Raw genomic sequence first — 17,490 nt, 5'->3', positions numbered from 1 at the left:
GGCGCCCATTTTACGGCCCGGTTGCCCCAGATGCCCGTTTTCTCTCCGCCCCGGACCGCGCGACTGCGCGCAGCCCTGCTGGTGCCCCTGCTCGGACTGGCCTACGCGGCCCACGCGCAACGCGGCGATCTCGACCGCACCGACACCCTCCACGAGGATCTGCTGGGCGCGACGCTCGCCGGCGAGTTCGCGGTGCAGGCCGGTCGTCTCGACGAGGCCGCCAACTGGTATCTCGACGCCGCCCGCCAATCCGACGGCGATCCCGGACTGGCCGAGCGCGCCACCCGCATCGCCCTGCTGGCCGGCGACGACCGCCGTGCCGCGCAGGCACTGGACCTGTGGCGCCGCCACGCGCCCGATTCGCTGCCGATGCGCGCCGCCGAAGCCACGTTGTCGTTGCGCGCCGGTCGCGACCGCGTCGCCCGCCGTCAGCTCGAAGCCCTGCTGCGCAGCGACGATCCGGCCGGCTGGCGCCATGCCTTCACGGTGCTCGGCGGCGGCGCCCGCGATCAGGCCCAAGCCGCGCGTCTGCTCGGCCAGCTCGTCGACAGCGGCGCGATTCCCGATGCGCTGCAGGCCTGGATGGCCTTCGGCGGCCTCGCCCAGCGGCTGGACCGCACCGATCTGACCGAACGCATTCTCGAAAACATTGTGGCGCGCTTCCCCGGCGAGCCCCGTGTCGCGCTGCTGCGCGCGAGCCAGTTGCGCGAATCGGGCCGCCCCGACGAGGCGCGCCAGGCCCTGGCGGCGCTCGGCGATGCGGCCTTGATCGGCCCTGATCTGCGGATGGGCATCGCTGGCGAATACGAGGCGCTGGGCGATCTCGCCGATGCCGAACGCACGCTCGCGATGGGTCCACAGGACGGTCGCACTTATGTGTTGCGTGCCTCGCTGATGGCGCGCGCCGAGAACAAAGTGGCGCTCGCCGCGCTGTATGACGAGGTCAAGGCGGTCGCGCTGACGCCGAACCCGGCGCAGCGCCTGCTGCTCGGCCAGATGGCCGAGTATCTGGAGCAGTACGACGAGGCGCTGGACTGGTATCAGACCGTGCCCGGCGGCCCCGAACGCGCGCAGGCCCGACTGCGTGGCGCGCGCGTGCTGCACGAACTCGGTCGTCAGGACGATGCCTGGGCGCGGCTGCGCGAGCTGCAATCCGATGGCACCTCCGACGAGGACATGCGTCGCAACGCCTATCTGCTGGAAGCGGAACTCCGGCAGAAGGGCGACGATCCAGCCGAGCTCGACGTCTACAACCGCGGCCTCGCTGCGATGCCGGACGATCCGGCGGTGCTCTATTCGCGTGCACTGATGTGGGAGCGCCGCGACGACATCCCGCGCGCCGAGGCCGACCTGCGCCGCGTGCTGGTGGCAGATCCCGAAAACATCGCCGCGCTCAACGCGCTCGGCTACACCTTGGCCGATCGCACCACGCGCTACACCGAAGCGTTGGAACTCATCGACCGCGCGCGCGTGGCCGAGCCCGACAATGCCGCGATCATCGACAGCTACGGCTGGGTGCTCTATCGCCTGGGCCGTAACGAAGACGCGCTGGTCGAACTGCGCCGCGCGTTCTCGATGATGAAGGACGCCGAAGTCGCCGCGCATATCGGCGAAGTGCTGTGGGTGCTCGGTCGCCATGACGAAGCGCGCAAGTACTTCGACGAAGCCCGCGGCATCGACCCGGAGAACCGCTCGCTGATCCGCGCGCTGGAGAAGACCGGCGCATGAATATCCGGTTCGTATTCGCAGCGGTCGCGGCGTTCGGGTTGGCCGCCTGTACCAGCGTGCCGGTGCGGCCGCCGCTGCAGACCGTCGATCTCGCGCCCGCCGCACTCGCCGATGCGCAGGCGCGACTCGCCGCGCGCGAAGCCTCTGTACGCGCGCTGCCGCAACTTGCATTCAACGGCCGTGTGGCGATGTCCAACGGGCGCGATGGCGGCAGTGGCCGCATCGAATGGCTGCAGACCGGCGGCGATTACCGGGTGACATTGAGCGCACCGGTGACCCGGCAGAGCTGGCAGCTGCAGGGCGGTCCGCAGGGCGCACGCATCGACGGCCTCGACGGCGGCCCGCGCGAAGGCGCCGATGTGGGTCTGTTGCTGCGGGAGGCCACCGGCTTCGAGATTCCCGTCGCTGCGATGGCGGCCTGGGCCGCGGGCGTGCGGGCCGATGTCGCGGTGTCCGGCCCCGCCGAGGTCGCGTTCGACGCCGGCGGTCGCCTGGCGCAGGTGCAGCAGGACGGCTGGACCATCGATTATCTCGAGTGGCAGCCCGAGCCAGCCGCGGGCGCAGCGCCGGCGCTGCCGACCCGCATCAACGCCCAGCGCGGCAGTGCGCGCGTGCGTCTCGTCGTCGACAGCTGGACGCTTGGCGACGCCACGGGCTTGTCTTCGACACCATGAACGACGCGGATCCCGCTGGCGACTGGTCGAGCTGGCCGGCGCCGGCCAAGCTGAACCTGTTTCTGCGCATCACCGGCCGCCGCGACGACGGCTACCACGCGCTGCAGACTGTGTTCCGGATGCTCGACTGGGGTGACACGATCCGGCTGCGGCCGCGCGCTGATAACAGGATCCGGCGCATTGGCGACTCTGTCGCGGGTCTGGCCGAGGCTGATGACCTTGTCATACGGGCGGCGCGGCTGCTGCAAAAAGAAGCGAATGTCGCGCAAGGTGTCGACATCGCCGTCGAAAAACGCATTCCATCCGGGGCTGGCCTCGGCGGCGGATCGTCCGACGCGGCCACCGTCCTGCGCGCCCTCGATCACCTGTGGCAAACGAATCTCGGCGAGGACCGTCTCGCCACACTCGGCCTTGCGCTGGGTGCCGATGTGCCGGTGTTCGTCCGCGGCCGCAACGCCTGGGCGGAAGGGGTCGGGGAGTCGCTGGTCCCGATCGACCTGCCGCCGGCCTGGTATCTGCTTGCCGACCCCGGTGTGCACGTGAATACCGCGGGTCTGTTCCAGAGCCCTGAATTGACGCGAAATGCTGCACCCGCGACAATGGCGGACTTCGTTTCAGGTGCATCGCTCGGCAACGCGTTCGAGCCGGTCCTGCGTCGCCGCGAACCTGCCGTCGAGGCCGTGTTCGAGGTGATGTCAGAGGTCGGAACGCCACGCTTGACCGGGACGGGCAGCGGCTGCTTCGTCGAATTCGCCACGCGCGAATTCGCCGAGGCCGCGCAAGTGCAGGCCGCATCGCGGGTGTCGTCCCGTGTGGTCGGCGGCGCGGCGCGCTCGCCGTTGCTGGATGCGCTCGAAGCGGGAGGTTGAGGGCGGTGGCTGGTGGTTGTCGATTCGGAGTGCTTATCCCGAGTCGACACCCACGAATCACCGCTTTCTAGGGGCGTCGCCAAGTGGTTAAGGCACCGGGTTTTGATCCCGGCATTCGCAGGTTCGAATCCTGCCGCCCCTGATATCCGTGCCGGGATTTGCGTGGTGATCGCCACGTGCCGGCATGGCCACTCCTCCATCCGCTCGGTCAGAGCGACGCGGAACTGCAGACATGAAAGAAGAACGCAATCTCCTGATCTTCTCGGGCAACTCGAACCGCCCGCTGGCCAAGGCCGTATGCCGTGAACTCGGCGTGCGCCAGGGCAAGGCGCTGGTGTCGACGTTCTCCGACGGCGAAGTGCAGGTCGAGATCGAAGAAAACGTCCGCCGCCAGGACGTGTTCGTGATCCAGCCGACCAGCGCGCCGTCGGCCGAGAACCTGATGGAACTGCTGGTGCTGATCGACGCGCTCAAGCGCGCCTCGGTGTCCAGCGTGACCGCGGTGATCCCGTACTTCGGTTACTCGCGACAGGATCGTCGCCTGCGTTCGACGCGCGTGCCGATCACGGCGAAGGTCGTTGCGAAGATGGTCACCGCCGCCGGCGCCGACCGCGTGCTGACGATCGACCTGCACGCCGACCAGATCCAGGGCTTCTTCGACATTCCGGTCGACAACGTCTACGCCTCGCCGCTGCTGCTGGCCGACATCTGGCGCGCGCACGGCACCGACAACATGGTCGTGGTCTCGCCCGACGTCGGCGGCGTGGTGCGCGCCCGCGCGATCGCCAAGCGCCTCGACGATGCGGACCTGGCGATCATCGACAAGCGCCGTCCGCGCGCCAACGTCGCCACCGTGATGAACATCATCGGCGACGTGAACGGCAAGACCTGCGTGCTGGTCGACGACATCGTCGATACCGCCGGCACGCTGTGCGCCGCGGCGGCCGCGCTGAAGGCGCAGGGCGCCACCAAGGTCGTCGCCTACTGCACCCACGCGGTGCTGTCGGGCGCGGCGATCGACAACCTCAACAAATCGCAGCTCGACGAGATGGTGGTCACCGATACCATCCCGCTGTCGGAGGCCGCGCGCAATTGCTCGCGCATCCGCCAGCTCAGCGTCGCCGAGCTGCTGGCCGAGACGATCCGCCGGATCGCGTTCGGAGAATCGGTCAGTTCGCTCTACGTCGACTGACCTGCTGCAACGTCTCGTCTGGTCGCGGACGAGACGCTTCACCGCCGCGAGGCGGTTTCAATCCTGAAAAGTGAATACAGAACATGGCTACCACGCATGAAATCAAGGTGCAGCGCCGCGAAGACGAGGGGAAGGGTGCGAGCCGCCGCCTCCGTCTTGCCGGCAATGTGCCTGCCGTCGTCTACGGCGGCGACCTCAAGCCCGTCAGCATCGAGCTGAGCCACAACGATGTCTGGCTCGCCAGCCAGCACGAGTGGTTCTACGCCTCGATCCTCGACCTGAGCCTCAACGGCGACGTCCAGAAGGTGCTGCTGCGTGACATGCAGCGTCATCCCTTCAAGCAGCAGATCATGCACCTGGACTTCCAGCGCGTGAACGCGAACGAGACGATCCGCACCGCCGTGCCGCTGCACTTCCTCAACGAAGACACCTCGCCGGCCGGCAAGGCTGCCGACGTCGTGATCACGCACGAGCTCAACGAAGTCACCGTGACCTGTCTGCCGGGCGATCTGCCGGAGTTCATCGAGATCGATCTCGGTGCGATGGTCGTCGGCGATATCGTCCACCTCTCGCAGGTCAAGCTGCCGAAGGGCGTCGAGATCCCCGAGCTGTCGCTGGGCGCGGACCACGACGTTGCCGTCGTCGTCGCCAAGCATGGCCGCGTGGAAGCCGAGCCGGAAGACGAGACCGACGAAGCGTCGGCTGACGTCCCGGCCACCAAGGCCGCGAAGGACGACGAGTAATCGTCGCGTGGGTGCGCCTTCGGGCGCGCCCGCGTTGCCGTATCGATGGCAGGACTGCGACTGATCGTCGGGCTGGGCAATCCCGGACCCGAGCATGCACGGACCCGGCACAACGCCGGGTTCCGTTTTGTCGACGAACTCGCCGCCAAGGCGGGCGCGTCGTTCCGGCTCGACAGCAAACTGTTCGGCGAGACCGCGAAGATCGACATCGCCGGTCAGCCGGTCTGGCTGTTGAAACCGGCCACCTTCATGAACCTCAGCGGCAAGTCGGTCACCGCTGCGCTGCGGTTCTGGAAATTCGAACCCGAACAGGCGCTGCTGGCGCACGACGAACTGGATCTGGCGCCCGGTACCGCGCGGTTGAAGTTCGACGGCGGCCATGGCGGCCAGAACGGGCTGCGCGACACGATGCAACTGCTCGGTCACGGCAAGTTCCACCGGTTGCGCGTGGGCATCGGCCATCCGGGCAGCAAGGACAAAGTCACGCCGTGGGTGCTCGGGCGTGCGAACGCCGACGACGACATCCTGATCGGACGCGCGATCGACGATGCGATCGATGTGCTGCCGCTGGCGATGGACGGCAATTTCATGGATGCGATGACGCGGCTGCATACGCAGCGGTGAAGTCGTCAGGGCGCGCGTGGCGCGCTGTCAGCGCACCTTCGGTGCGGTCAGTCGCGTCAGTAACTTCGGCGCCATGGTCCGCCTGGCGATAGAATTCCTGCCTCTTCCGGGCGTCGATTCGCAGTTTTCTCTGTTCGGCTGCTCCGCAGCTTCTACTGACGCAGGCGGCGCAGCCGCCGACTGACTCCCCTCACCAGCGGCGCAGCCGCCATCTGACGGACTCCACATGGGCATCAAATGCGGCATCGTCGGCCTGCCGAACGTCGGCAAGTCGACCCTCTTCAATGCGCTGACCAAGGCGGGTATCGCCGCGGCCAACTTCCCGTTCTGCACCATCGAGCCGAACGTCGGCATCGTGCCTGTGCCGGATCTGCGCCTCAATGCGCTGGCGGCGATCGTCAAGCCGCAGAAGGTGCTGCCGACGGCGGTCGAGTTCGTCGACATCGCCGGCCTCGTCGCCGGCGCGGCCAGCGGTGAAGGCCTGGGCAACAAGTTCCTGTCGCACATCCGCGAGGTCGACGCGATCACACACGTGGTGCGCTGCTTCGAGAATCCGGACGTCATCCACGTCAACAACAAGGTCGACCCGATCGCCGATATCGAGACCATCGATACCGAGCTCGCGCTGGCCGATCTGGATGCCGTCGAGCGCGCGCTGCAGCGCGCCGAGCGTTCGGCCAAGACCGGCGACAAGGACGCGAAGATCCGCGCCGAAGTGCTGGGTCGCGTGCACAAGGGCCTGGCCGACGGCCAGCCGGTGCGCGCACTGAAGCTGTCCGACGACGACAACGCGGCGATCCGCGATCTGTTCCTGCTGACCGCCAAGCCCGTGCTCTACATCGCCAACGTGCTCGAGGACGGTTTCGAGAACAACCCGCACCTCGATGCCGTCCGCGCACGCGCAGCGGGCGAGGGCGCCGAAGTGGTGCCGGTGTCGGCGGCGATCGAGGAAGAGCTCTCGCAGCTCGACGATGCCGATCGCGACGCATTCCTCACCGATCTCGGCCTCGACGAGCCGGGCCTGAACCGCGTGATCCGTGCGGCCTACGGCCTGCTGACGCTGCAGACCTACTTCACCGCGGGCGTCAAGGAAGTGCGCGCGTGGACGGTCAGGATCGGCGCGACGGCGCCGCAGGCGGCGGCGGTGATCCACACCGATTTCGAGAAGGGTTTCATCCGCGCCGAGGTGGTCGGCTACGACGATTTCATCCGCTACAACGGCGAATCCGCGGCGAAAGAGGCGGGCAAGTGGCGCCTGGAAGGCAAGGAATACATCGTCAAGGACGGCGACGTGATGCATTTCCGCTTCAACGTCTGACCGGTCACGACTGGTTGATCCTGCGAGAGGCGCCTGCGGGCGCCTTTCGTGCGAAAGGATGCGAAGGATCCACGGAAATTCGCACGTGACCATGGCGCCGCGGCGCCGGGGCGGTTAAGATGCGCGCCCGTCTGCACAGGTCATTGGCCAGGCGACGGGTGCGGTGAAATCCAACGCCTTCCAGCGTTGACAGAACCGGGAACTGGCCCCAAAATCGCGGGCTGTTTACACCGGCAAGACGAAAGCGCCGGAGGGATACCCAAGCGGCCAACGGGGGCAGACTGTAAATCTGCTGGCTTACGCCTTCGGTGGTTCGAATCCACCTCCCTCCACCATCTTTCGGGCCGGTGGAAACAAGTGCAGTGCGACAGGTTGTAATGCGGTATGCGGGTCCCGGTGCGGGAGTAGTTCAATGGTAGAACCTCAGTTTTCCAAACTGATTACGAGGGTTCGATTCCCTTCTCCCGCTCCATTGAACGTTCCAGGCGGTACCCCAGTTCCACATCGTTGCTCACGTAGCTCAGTCGGTAGAGCACCTCCTTGGTAAGGAGGAGGTCGAAGGTTCGATTCCTTTCGTGAGCACCATCCTCCGCGGTTCCGCTTCCAGTGCGGATCCGACGCGGCACGCAGTCACCACCTCACCAGATTTCGAGACAGAGCAGCCATGGCAAAGGGTAAGTTCGAGCGCACCAAGCCCCACGTGAACGTGGGCACGATTGGTCACGTTGACCACGGCAAGACGACGCTGACCGCGGCGCTGACGAAGATCGGTGCGGAGCGTTTCGGCGGCGAGTTCAAGGGCTACGACCAGATCGACGCGGCGCCGGAAGAGAAGGCGCGCGGCATCACGATCTCGACGGCGCACGTGGAATACGAATCGGCCACGCGTCACTACGCACACGTCGATTGCCCGGGTCACGCCGACTACGTCAAGAACATGATCACCGGCGCTGCGCAGATGGACGGCGCGATCCTGGTGTGTTCGGCTGCTGACGGCCCGATGCCGCAGACCCGCGAGCACATCCTGCTGTCGCGTCAGGTCGGCGTGCCGCACATCGTCGTGTTCCTGAACAAGGCCGACATGGTCGACGACGCCGAGCTGCTCGAGCTGGTCGAGATGGAAGTGCGCGAGCTGCTGTCGAAGTACGACTTCCCGGGCGACGACACCCCGATCATCCACGGCTCGGCCCGTCTGGCGCTCGAAGGCGATCAGAGCGAGATCGGCGTGCCGTCGATCCTGAAGCTGGTCGACGCGCTCGACACCTTCATCCCGGAGCCGGAGCGTGACGTCGACAAGGCATTCCTGATGCCGGTCGAAGACGTGTTCTCGATCTCGGGCCGCGGCACGGTCGTGACCGGTCGTATCGAGCGCGGCATCATCAAGGTCGGCGAAGAAATCGAAATCGTCGGTATCCGTCCGGTGCAGAAGACGACCGTCACGGGCGTTGAAATGTTCCGCAAGCTGCTCGACCAGGGTCAGGCAGGCGACAACGCCGGTCTGCTGCTGCGCGGCACGAAGCGCGACGACGTCGAGCGTGGCCAGGTGCTGGCCAAGCCGGGTTCGATCAAGCCGCACACCGAGTTCGAAGCTGAAGTCTATGTCCTGTCGAAGGACGAAGGCGGCCGTCACACGCCGTTCTTCAAGGGCTACCGTCCGCAGTTCTACTTCCGCACGACCGACATCACGGGTGCGTGTGAACTGCCGGAAGGCACCGAGATGGTGATGCCGGGCGACAACGTGAAGATGGTGGTCACGCTGATCAACCCGGTGGCGATGGACGAAGGTCTGCGCTTCGCGATTCGCGAAGGCGGCCGTACCGTCGGCGCCGGCGTGGTGGCCAAGATCATCAAGTGATCCGACGGCCCGGGTGTGCACACGCACATCCGGGTCGACGTTCATTCCGGCGCGAGCCGGAATGCAGTGGTTTTCTCAGGGTGCCAACCCCGTCAAAACCGCGACAAGGCGGGCCGGCAACCCGGTCCGCCTTCGCCGTCTAAGGGTGTCCGAAGCCGGTTGTTGTTCCAATCCGTACGCCAGTAGCTCAATTGGCAGAGCAGCGGTCTCCAAAACCGCAGGTTGGGGGTTCGAGTCCCTCCTGGCGTGCCATTCGCGGAATCGTCCGCGCGGGTGAGGACGCATTGCGGTCCACCCCGTCAACCGAGCAGTCGCAAACCGATGAGTCGCCGGGAATTGAACAGCAGAGTTGAACAATCCAAGGGTGCGTCTTCGACGGACCTCGCCAAATACGCTGCCGCGATCGTGCTGGTCGTCGCCGGCGTTTTCGCTTTTTACTGGTTCCAGGCGCAGCTGGCCACGCCGGTGCGCAGCATCATCGTCGCGTTGTGCGTCGTAGGCGCCACCGCGGTCTTCCTGACGACGGACAAGGGTCACAAGACCCGTGATTTCTTCTCGGAGACCCGCTTCGAGATGCGCAAGGTCGTCTGGCCGACGCGCCAGGAGGCGATTCGCCTGACCTGGATCGTGATCATCGCCGTGGCGATCATCAGCCTGATCCTCGCCGGCTTCGACCAGATCATCCAGTGGCTGATCCGCCTCGTTCTGAGGCAGTGACGGAGTAACGATTCAGATGGAAACCGAAGGCGTCAAGCGCTGGTACGTCGTGCATGCCTATTCCGGCTTCGAGAAGTCGGTGGCCCAGGCGCTGCGCGATCGCATCGTGCGCACCGAGATGCAGGACAAGTTCGGCGACGTGCTGGTGCCGACCGAAGAAGTGATCGAAATGCGCTCCGGCCAGAAGCGCCGTTCCGAGCGCAAGTTCTTCCCGGGCTATGTCCTGGTGCAGATCCTGACGTCGGACGACGGCGGCATCCCGCGCATGGACAACGAGAGCTGGCACCTGGTCAAGGAAACGCCGAAGGTGATGGGCTTCATCGGCGGCACCGCCGACCGCCCGCTGCCGATCCGCGACGACGAAGCCGCCGTGATCCTGGATCGCGTGCAGGAAGGTGTCGAGAAGCCGCGTCCGAAGGTGCTGTTCGAGCCGGGTCAGATGGTCCGCGTGACCGATGGTCCGTTCAACGACTTCAACGGCGTGGTCGAGGAAATCAACTACGAGAAGAGCCGCCTGCGCGTTGCAGTGCTGATCTTCGGCCGTTCGACCCCGGTCGAGCTGGAATTCGGTCAGGTCGAGAAGGCCTGAACCCCGCCGCGCCCGTCTGTGACGGGCGCGCGAAACCCTGCTATAGTGCGCGGCTCACTGTCCGGTGCGCCGGGCAACCGCACAGGCCGCCGTATGGGCGGCCTTTCGCGCGAGATGGACAACGTGAATCCGGGACACGTGTATTCCCGGAACGATGGGGAGCCTGATTCAAGGCGCTTGCACCCGGAGAGAAGAAGACAATGGCGAAGAAAGTCGTCGGTTACATCAAGCTGCAGGTCAAGGCCGGTCAGGCCAACCCCTCGCCGCCGGTCGGTCCTGCGCTGGGTCAGCGCGGCCTGAACATCATGGAGTTCTGCAAGGCGTTCAACGCAGCGACCTCCAAGCTCGAGCCGGGTCTGCCGACTCCGGTCATCATCACGGCCTACTCGGACCGTACCTTCACCTTCATCACCAAGAGCACGCCGGCATCGGTGCTGCTGAAGAAGGCGGCAGGTGTGGCCTCGGGCTCCAAGCGTCCGAACACCGAAAAGGTGGGCAAGGTGACGCGCGCGCAGCTCGAAGAGATCGCCAAGGCGAAGGAAGCCGATCTGACGGCAGCCGAGCTGGAAGCAGCAGTGCGCACCATCGCGGGCTCCGCCCGTTCGATGGGCCTGACGGTGGAGGGCTGAGACCATGGCACAGACCAAGCGACAGAAGAGCATCCAGGCTGCCGTGCAGCCGGGCAAGAACTACGGCATCGATGACGCCCTGAAGATCGTCAAGGACAACAGCAGCGCGAAGTTCGCCGAAGCCGTGGACGTCGCCGTCCGCCTCGGCGTCGATGCGCGCAAGTCCGACCAGCAGGTGCGCGGTTCGACCGTGCTGCCGCAGGGCACGGGCAAGAGCGTCCGCGTCGCGGTGTTCGCGCCGGCCGGTGCCAAGGCTGATGAAGCCCTGGCCGCCGGTGCCGACATCGTCGGCATGGACGACCTGGCCGAGAAGATGCAGGCCGGCGACATCAATTACGACGTCGTGATCGCGACGCCGGATGCGATGCGCGTCGTCGGCAAGCTCGGTACGGTGCTGGGCCCGCGCGGCCTGATGCCGAACCCGAAGGTCGGCACCGTCTCCGCGAACCCGGGTGAGGCTGTGAAGAATGCGAAGGGCGGCCAGGTCCGTTACCGCACCGACAAGGCCGGCATCATCCACTGCACGATCGGCAAGGCCGACTTCGATGCGGAGAAGCTGAAGGAAAACCTGCAGGCGCTGCTGGCCGACCTGGTGAAGGCCAAGCCGGCCACCGCCAAGGGCCAGTACCTGCAGAAGATCTCGGTGAGCTCGACCATGGGTCCGGGCGTCACCGTCGACCAGTCGTCGCTGAGCATCGCGCGCTGATCGCAACGCAATAAACGCGCCGTCCCGCTCGCGGGGCGGCGCGATTTGGGGGCATCGCGACGGACCTTGTGTCCGGCGCGGCGCCGTCAAAGACCGCAGGCGCGGTGGAGATCGACGTGGCGACGGGCAGGGATGCTCGAACTGGCAGGGAATCGCCGCCACCGATGATCGAGACCGCTTAATCCCGAGGTGCTTGCACCGAAAGGCCTGCGTAGATGGTGATGCCTTTCTGAAGTTTTCTGGTGCGACATCCGTCCAGCCAGGCAGAAGGCCACCACCGGGATGCGCCACGCATCCCCGGCCTCCATGGATTGGAAGCCGCTCAGGACCGCAAGCGGCAGGAGCCGTGAGCGGAGTTCACAATGAGGAGTGATTAATGGCTCTCAATCTGTCCCAGAAGCAGGAAGTTGTCGCCGAGCTGGCAGAAGTCGCCGCGAACGCCCACTCCCTGATTGCTGTCGAGTACGTGGGCACCACGGTCAGTCAAATGACCGCGATGCGCAAGAAGGCTCGTGAGACCGGTGTGTACTTGCGCGTTGTCAAGAACACCCTGGCCGCACGTGCGGTGGAAGGTACCAGCTACGAGTGCTCCAAGGACTCGCTGGTCGGACCTCTGCTGTATGCGTTCTCGACCGAGGAGCCCGGCGCAGCCGGTCGCCTGATCAAGGAATTCGCGAAAGACAACAGCAAGCTGGTGCCCAAGCTCGTCGTCGTGGAAGGCCAGCTGTATCCGGCCGGCCATGTCGATGTGCTGGCCTCGCTGCCGACGCTCGACCAGGCGCTGTCCATGCTGGCCCGCGTGCTGTCCGAACCCGCTGCGATGTTCGCCCGTGCCGTCAAGGCCGTCGGCGACAAGCAGGGCGGTGGCGACGAAGCACCTGCGGAAGCAGCAGCCGAGACGGCCGAAACGGCCTAAGTCCGGCCTGTCGGTTCAACGAAACCTATCCCAGAAAATTTTTCAAAGGTAATCATAATGTCCCTTACCAACGAACAGATCGTCGACGCCATCGCCGAGAAGTCCCTGATGGAAGTGATGGAGCTGGTCAAGGCCATCGAAGAGAAATTCGGCGTCTCCGCCGCTGCTCCGGTTGCCGCAGCTGCTGCTGCCGGCCCGGCTGCCGCTGTCGAAGAGCAGACCGAGTTCACCGTGGTCCTGAAGGCCACCGGCGAGAAGAAGGTCGAGGTCATCAAGGTGGTCCGCGCGATCACCGGCCTGGGTCTGAAGGAAGCCAAGGACCTGGTCGAAGGCGCTCCGAAGGACGTCAAGGAAGGCGCCACGAAGGAAGAAGCCGAGAAGATCAAGAAGGATCTCGAGGCTGCAGGCGCGGCCGTCGAAATCAAGTAAGCGGCACTTGGCATCGCAGCACATGCTTGCGATGCACCGGGGCCGGGGGCGAAAGCTCCCGGCCCTTGGTCGTTCCTGAAATCGGGCGACCGAACGTACACGCAACACGCAACACGACAACTGACGCAGTTGTCAGTGGGTAGTAGCGGGAGATGGCGTGCTGGTGCCGGCAATACCAGCGACTACCCAGTGACAGCTCCATGTTCCGGATCGCGAGTCGATCCCATCCGATCCAACGAGGCGTACTCCCCATGACGACGTCCCAGCTCCCGTCGAGCCAGCAGCAGACCTACTCGTTCACCGAGAAGAAGCGCATCCGCAAGAACTTCGGCAAGCGCCGCGAGATTCTCGAGGTGCCGTTCCTCCTGGCCATCCAGGTCGATTCCTACCGCGAATTCCTGCAGGCCGATCGCGATCCCACCAAGCGTGAAGACCGTGGTCTGCACGCCGCGCTGAAGTCGGTGTTCCCGATCGTCAGCTACAACGGCTACGCCGCACTCGAATACGTCGGCTACAAGCTCGGCGAGCCCGTGTTCGACGAGCGCGAATGCCGCAACCGTGGCCTGAGCTACGGCGCCCCGCTGCGCGTGACCGTGCGCCTGGTGATCTATGACCGCGAGTCGTCGCAGAAGGCCATCAAGTACGTGAAGGAGCAGGAGGTCTACATGGGCGAGATTCCGCTCATGACCGAGAACGGCACCTTCATCATCAACGGCACCGAGCGCGTCATCGTCTCGCAGCTGCACCGCTCGCCGGGTGTGTTCTTCGATCACGACCGCGGCAAGACGCACAGCTCGGGCAAGCTGCTCTACAGCGCCCGCATCATTCCGTACCGCGGTTCCTGGCTCGACTTCGAGTTCGACCCGAAGGACGCGCTGTTCACGCGTATCGATCGCCGCCGCAAGCTGCCGGTGTCGGTGCTGCTGCGCGCGCTCGGCTACAACAACGAAGAGATGCTCAACGAGTTCTTCGACATCAACAGCTACCACATCCTGCCGGAAGGCGAGGGCGTGCAGCTGGAACTCGTGTCGGAGCGTCTGCGTGGCGAAACGCTGAACTTCGACCTGCTCGATGGCGAGAAGGTCATCGTCGAAGCCGGCAAGCGCATCACCGCGCGTCACGTCAAGCAGCTCGAAGCCGCAGGCATCACCGCGCTGGCCGTGCCGGACGACTACATGGTCGGTCAGATCCTGTCGCACGACGTGATCGACCCGGCAACGGGTGAGCTGGTCGCGACCGCGAACGACGAGATCACGCTCGAGACTCTTGAAGCGCTGCGCAAGGCATCGATCGAGACCATCGGCACGATCTGGGTCAACGACCTCGATCGCGGTCCGTACCTGTCGAACACCCTGCGCATCGACTCGACCAAGACGCAGCTCGATGCGTTGGTCGAGATCTACCGCATGATGCGTCCCGGCGAGCCGCCGACCAAGGATGCCGCGCAGAACCTGTTCCACAATCTGTTCTTCACGTTCGAGCGTTACGACGTCTCCGGCGTGGGCCGCATGAAGTTCAACCGTCGCCTGGGCCGCAAGGAAACCGAAGGCGCGTCCGTGCTGTACGACGCGAAGTACTTCGCCGAGCGCAAGGACGAGGATTCCGTGCGTCTGCGCGGCGAGTTCGGCCAGACGTCCGACATCCTCGACGTCATCCGCGTGCTGACCGAGATCCGCAACGGTCGCGGCGTCGTCGACGACATCGATCACCTCGGCAACCGCCGTGTGCGTTCGGTCGGTGAAATGGCCGAGAACGTGTTCCGCGTGGGCCTGGTCCGCGTCGAGCGCGCCGTGCGCGAGCGCCTGACGATGGCCGAGGCCGATGGCCTGACCCCGCAGGAGCTGATCAACGCCAAGCCGGTCGCGGCGGCGGTCAAGGAATTCTTCGGCTCCTCGCAGCTGTCGCAGTTCATGGACCAGAACAACCCGCTGTCGGAAGTCACGCACAAGCGTCGCGTCTCGGCCCTCGGCCCGGGCGGTCTGACCCGCGAGCGCGCCGGCTTCGAAGTGCGCGACGTGCATCCCACGCACTACGGCCGCGTCTGCACCATCGAAACGCCGGAAGGCCCGAACATCGGCCTGATCAACTCGCTGGCGACCTTCGCACGCACCAACCGTTACGGCTTCCTCGAGACGCCGTACCGCAAGGTCGTCGACAGCCGCGTCACCGACGACATCGAGTACCTCTCGGCGATCGAAGAGAACGACTACGTCATCGCACAGGCCAACGCCGTCCAGGACGACAAGGGCACGATGACGCAGCAGTTCGTCGACTGTCGCTTCCAGGGCGAGTCGCTGCTCAAGCCGCCGGCGGAAATCCATTACATGGACGTCTCGCCGATGCAGACCGTGTCGGTCGCCGCCGCGCTCGTGCCGTTCCTCGAGCACGATGACGCGAACCGCGCACTGATGGGCGCCAACATGCAGCGCCAGGCCGTGCCGACGCTGCGTGCGCAGAAGCCGCTGGTCGGTACCGGCATCGAGCGCGCCGTGGCGCGCGACTCGGGCGTGACCGTGAACGCCCGCCGTGGCGGCGTGATCGAGCAGATCGATGCCGGTCGCGTCGTGGTCAAGGTGCATGAAGAAGAGATCTCCGGCGAGCACGATGCCGGCGTCGACATCTACAACCTGATCAAGTACACGCGTTCCAACCAGAACACCTGCATCAACCAGCGTCCGCTGGTCGTCGTCGGTGACGTGGTCGCGCGCGGCGACGTGCTGGCCGACGGTCCTTCGACCGACATCGGCGAGCTCGCGCTGGGCCAGAACATGCTCGTCGCGTTCATGCCGTGGAACGGCTACAACTTCGAAGACTCGATCCTGCTGTCGGAGCGCGTCGTCAAGGAAGACCGTTACACGACGATCCACATCGAGGAAATGACCGCGGTCGCCCGCGACACGAAGCTGGGACCGGAGGAAATCTCCGCCGACATCCCGAACGTGTCCGAGAACGCGCTCAACCGTCTCGACGAATCCGGCGTGGTGTACATCGGTGCGGAAGTCCGCGCCGGCGACATCCTGGTCGGCAAGGTCACGCCGAAGGGCGAGAGCCAGCTGACCCCGGAAGAGAAGCTGCTGCGTGCGATCTTCGGTGAGAAGGCGTCCGACGTGAAGGACAGCTCGTTGCGCGTGCCGCCGGGTATGGACGGCACCGTCATCGACGTGCAGGTCTTCACCCGCGACGGCATCGAGAAGGACAAGCGCGCCAAGCAGATCGAAGAGTCCGAGATCAAGCGCGTCAAGAAGGACTTCGACGACCAGTTCCGCATCCTCGAAAGCGCGATCTATGCGCGTCTGCGTTCGCAGATCCAGGGCAAGGTCGCCAACGGCGGTCCCGGCCTGAAGAAGGGCGACACGGTCAGCTCGCTGGTGCTCGACGGCCTGAAGAAGTCCGACTGGTTCCAGATCCGCATGAAGGACGAGGACGCGGCCGACGCGATCGAACGTGCGCAGAAGCAGATCGACGCGCACCAGAAGGAGTTCGAGAAGCGCTTCGCCGACAAGCGCGGCAAGATCACCCAGGGCGACGACCTCGCACCGGGCGTGCTGAAGATGGTCAAGGTCTATCTGGCCGTGAAGCGCCGCATCCAGCCGGGCGACAAGATGGCCGGCCGTCACGGCAACAAGGGTGTCGTGTCGACCATCGTGCCCGTGCAGGACATGCCGCACATGGCCAACGGCAACACGGTCGACATCGTGTTGAACCCGCTGGGCGTGCCGTCGCGTATGAACATCGGCCAGATCCTCGAAGTGCACCTGGGCCTCGCGGCCAAGGGGCTCGGCGAGAAGATCCAGCGGATGCTCGACGCGCAGGCCAAGGTGGCCGAACTGCGCAGCTTCCTCGACCAGATCTACAACCACGACAAGGCCGTGTTCGCACAGCGCGTCGATCTCTCGCAGTTCAGCGACGAAGAGCTGCTGAAGCTCGCCGGCAACCTCACCGACGGCGTGCCGATGGCCACCCCGGTGTTCGACGGCGCGGCGGAGTCGGAGATCAAGGCGATGCTCGAGCTGGCGGACATGCCGACCAGCGGTCAGCACCGTCTGTTCGACGGCCGCACCGGCGAGGCGTTCGAGCGCGAAGTGACCGTGGGCTACATGCACATGCTCAAGCTCAACCACCTCGTGGACGACAAGATGCACGCGCGTTCGACCGGTCCGTACTCGCTCGTCACCCAGCAGCCGCTGGGCGGCAAGGCGCAGTTCGGCGGCCAGCGCTTCGGCGAAATGGAAGTCTGGGCGCTGGAAGCCTACGGCGCGGCCTACACCCTGCAGGAAATGCTGACGGTGAAGTCCGACGACGTGCAGGGCCGCAACCAGATGTACAAGAACATCGTCGACGGCGAACACGAGATGGTCGCGGGCATGCCCGAGTCCTTCAACGTGCTGGTCAAGGAAATCCGTTCGCTGGCGATCAACATGGAGCTGGAGGAGCACTGAGGCAGGACGTCCGACGCGCGGCGCGTGAGCGTGCCGCGCGCGACACCGATCCAACACTGCCC

Annotated in this window: 15 protein-coding genes and 5 tRNA genes; all 20 read left to right on the top strand. The window is 65.4% G+C overall.

Annotated features, from left to right (window positions below):
• Positions 1-30: 30 nt before the first annotated feature.
• Positions 31-1,728: a tetratricopeptide repeat protein gene (locus LU699_RS03895; protein ID WP_232148016.1), complete on the top strand. Its 1,698-nt coding sequence runs from the start codon at positions 31-33 to the stop codon at positions 1,726-1,728.
• Positions 1,725-2,402 carry a lipoprotein insertase outer membrane protein LolB gene (gene lolB / locus LU699_RS03890; protein WP_232134445.1) on the top strand — a complete coding sequence of 226 codons (678 nt, stop codon included), beginning with the start codon at positions 1,725-1,727 and terminating at the stop codon, positions 2,400-2,402. Before LU699_RS03895 ends, lolB begins: the two co-directional genes overlap by 4 nt.
• On the top strand, positions 2,399-3,271 hold the full coding sequence (ispE, locus tag LU699_RS03885; protein ID WP_232134446.1) for a 4-(cytidine 5'-diphospho)-2-C-methyl-D-erythritol kinase: 873 nt from the start codon (positions 2,399-2,401) through the stop codon (positions 3,269-3,271). Before lolB ends, ispE begins: the two co-directional genes overlap by 4 nt.
• Before the next feature lie 69 nt (positions 3,272-3,340).
• Positions 3,341-3,413 (top strand) — tRNA-Gln (locus LU699_RS03880).
• A 90-nt stretch (positions 3,414-3,503) separates the two neighbouring features.
• Complete coding sequence (locus LU699_RS03875) at positions 3,504-4,463, top strand: ribose-phosphate diphosphokinase (protein WP_232134447.1); 960 nt, start codon at positions 3,504-3,506, stop codon at positions 4,461-4,463.
• Positions 4,464-4,546: 83 nt separating this feature from the next.
• Positions 4,547-5,206 (top strand): 50S ribosomal protein L25/general stress protein Ctc, encoded by a 660-nt coding sequence (locus LU699_RS03870; RefSeq protein ID WP_232148022.1) that lies wholly within the window; start codon positions 4,547-4,549, stop codon positions 5,204-5,206.
• A 45-nt stretch (positions 5,207-5,251) separates the two neighbouring features.
• On the top strand, positions 5,252-5,830 hold the full coding sequence (gene pth, locus LU699_RS03865) for an aminoacyl-tRNA hydrolase (protein WP_232134449.1): 579 nt from the start codon (positions 5,252-5,254) through the stop codon (positions 5,828-5,830).
• Positions 5,831-6,056: 226 nt separating this feature from the next.
• Positions 6,057-7,148: a redox-regulated ATPase YchF gene (gene ychF / locus LU699_RS03860; RefSeq protein ID WP_232134450.1), complete on the top strand. Its 1,092-nt coding sequence runs from the start codon at positions 6,057-6,059 to the stop codon at positions 7,146-7,148.
• Between the two features lie 249 nt (positions 7,149-7,397).
• A tRNA-Tyr gene (locus tag LU699_RS03855) sits at positions 7,398-7,483 on the top strand.
• A gap of 63 nt (positions 7,484-7,546) precedes the next feature.
• Positions 7,547-7,620, top strand: a tRNA-Gly gene (locus tag LU699_RS03850).
• Between the two features lie 37 nt (positions 7,621-7,657).
• Positions 7,658-7,733 (top strand) — tRNA-Thr (locus LU699_RS03845).
• A 79-nt stretch (positions 7,734-7,812) separates the two neighbouring features.
• On the top strand, positions 7,813-9,003 hold the full coding sequence (tuf, locus tag LU699_RS03840; RefSeq protein WP_232134451.1) for an elongation factor Tu: 1,191 nt from the start codon (positions 7,813-7,815) through the stop codon (positions 9,001-9,003).
• A 176-nt stretch (positions 9,004-9,179) separates the two neighbouring features.
• A tRNA-Trp gene (locus LU699_RS03835) sits at positions 9,180-9,255 on the top strand.
• Positions 9,256-9,339: 84 nt separating this feature from the next.
• Positions 9,340-9,720, top strand: a complete 381-nt coding sequence (gene secE, locus LU699_RS03830; RefSeq protein ID WP_232134775.1) for a preprotein translocase subunit SecE — start codon at positions 9,340-9,342, stop codon at positions 9,718-9,720.
• Positions 9,721-9,736: 16 nt separating this feature from the next.
• Positions 9,737-10,309 carry a transcription termination/antitermination protein NusG gene (nusG, locus tag LU699_RS03825; protein ID WP_232134452.1) on the top strand — a complete coding sequence of 191 codons (573 nt, stop codon included), beginning with the start codon at positions 9,737-9,739 and terminating at the stop codon, positions 10,307-10,309.
• A gap of 200 nt (positions 10,310-10,509) precedes the next feature.
• Entirely contained in the window at positions 10,510-10,938 is a 429-nt protein-coding gene (gene rplK / locus LU699_RS03820; protein ID WP_055246815.1) for a 50S ribosomal protein L11, read from the top strand.
• A 4-nt stretch (positions 10,939-10,942) separates the two neighbouring features.
• Positions 10,943-11,644 (top strand): 50S ribosomal protein L1, encoded by a 702-nt coding sequence (gene rplA / locus LU699_RS03815; protein WP_232134453.1) that lies wholly within the window; start codon positions 10,943-10,945, stop codon positions 11,642-11,644.
• Between the two features lie 376 nt (positions 11,645-12,020).
• Positions 12,021-12,560 carry a 50S ribosomal protein L10 gene (gene rplJ / locus LU699_RS03810; protein ID WP_232115258.1) on the top strand — a complete coding sequence of 180 codons (540 nt, stop codon included), beginning with the start codon at positions 12,021-12,023 and terminating at the stop codon, positions 12,558-12,560.
• A 57-nt stretch (positions 12,561-12,617) separates the two neighbouring features.
• The gene (rplL, locus tag LU699_RS03805; protein WP_232134454.1) at positions 12,618-12,989 is read left to right on the top strand and encodes a 50S ribosomal protein L7/L12; all 372 of its coding nucleotides are present in this window, start codon (positions 12,618-12,620) and stop codon (positions 12,987-12,989) included.
• Between the two features lie 251 nt (positions 12,990-13,240).
• Positions 13,241-17,428, top strand: a complete 4,188-nt coding sequence (gene rpoB / locus LU699_RS03800) for a DNA-directed RNA polymerase subunit beta (RefSeq protein WP_232134455.1) — start codon at positions 13,241-13,243, stop codon at positions 17,426-17,428.
• The last annotated feature ends 62 nt before the right edge of the window (positions 17,429-17,490 follow it).

Source organism: Luteimonas fraxinea, from assembly GCF_021233355.1.
Lineage (GTDB): Bacteria > Pseudomonadota > Gammaproteobacteria > Xanthomonadales > Xanthomonadaceae > Luteimonas > Luteimonas fraxinea.
Note: the sequence above shows the minus strand (reverse complement) of the source record. Positions and strands in the feature narration are given on the sequence as shown.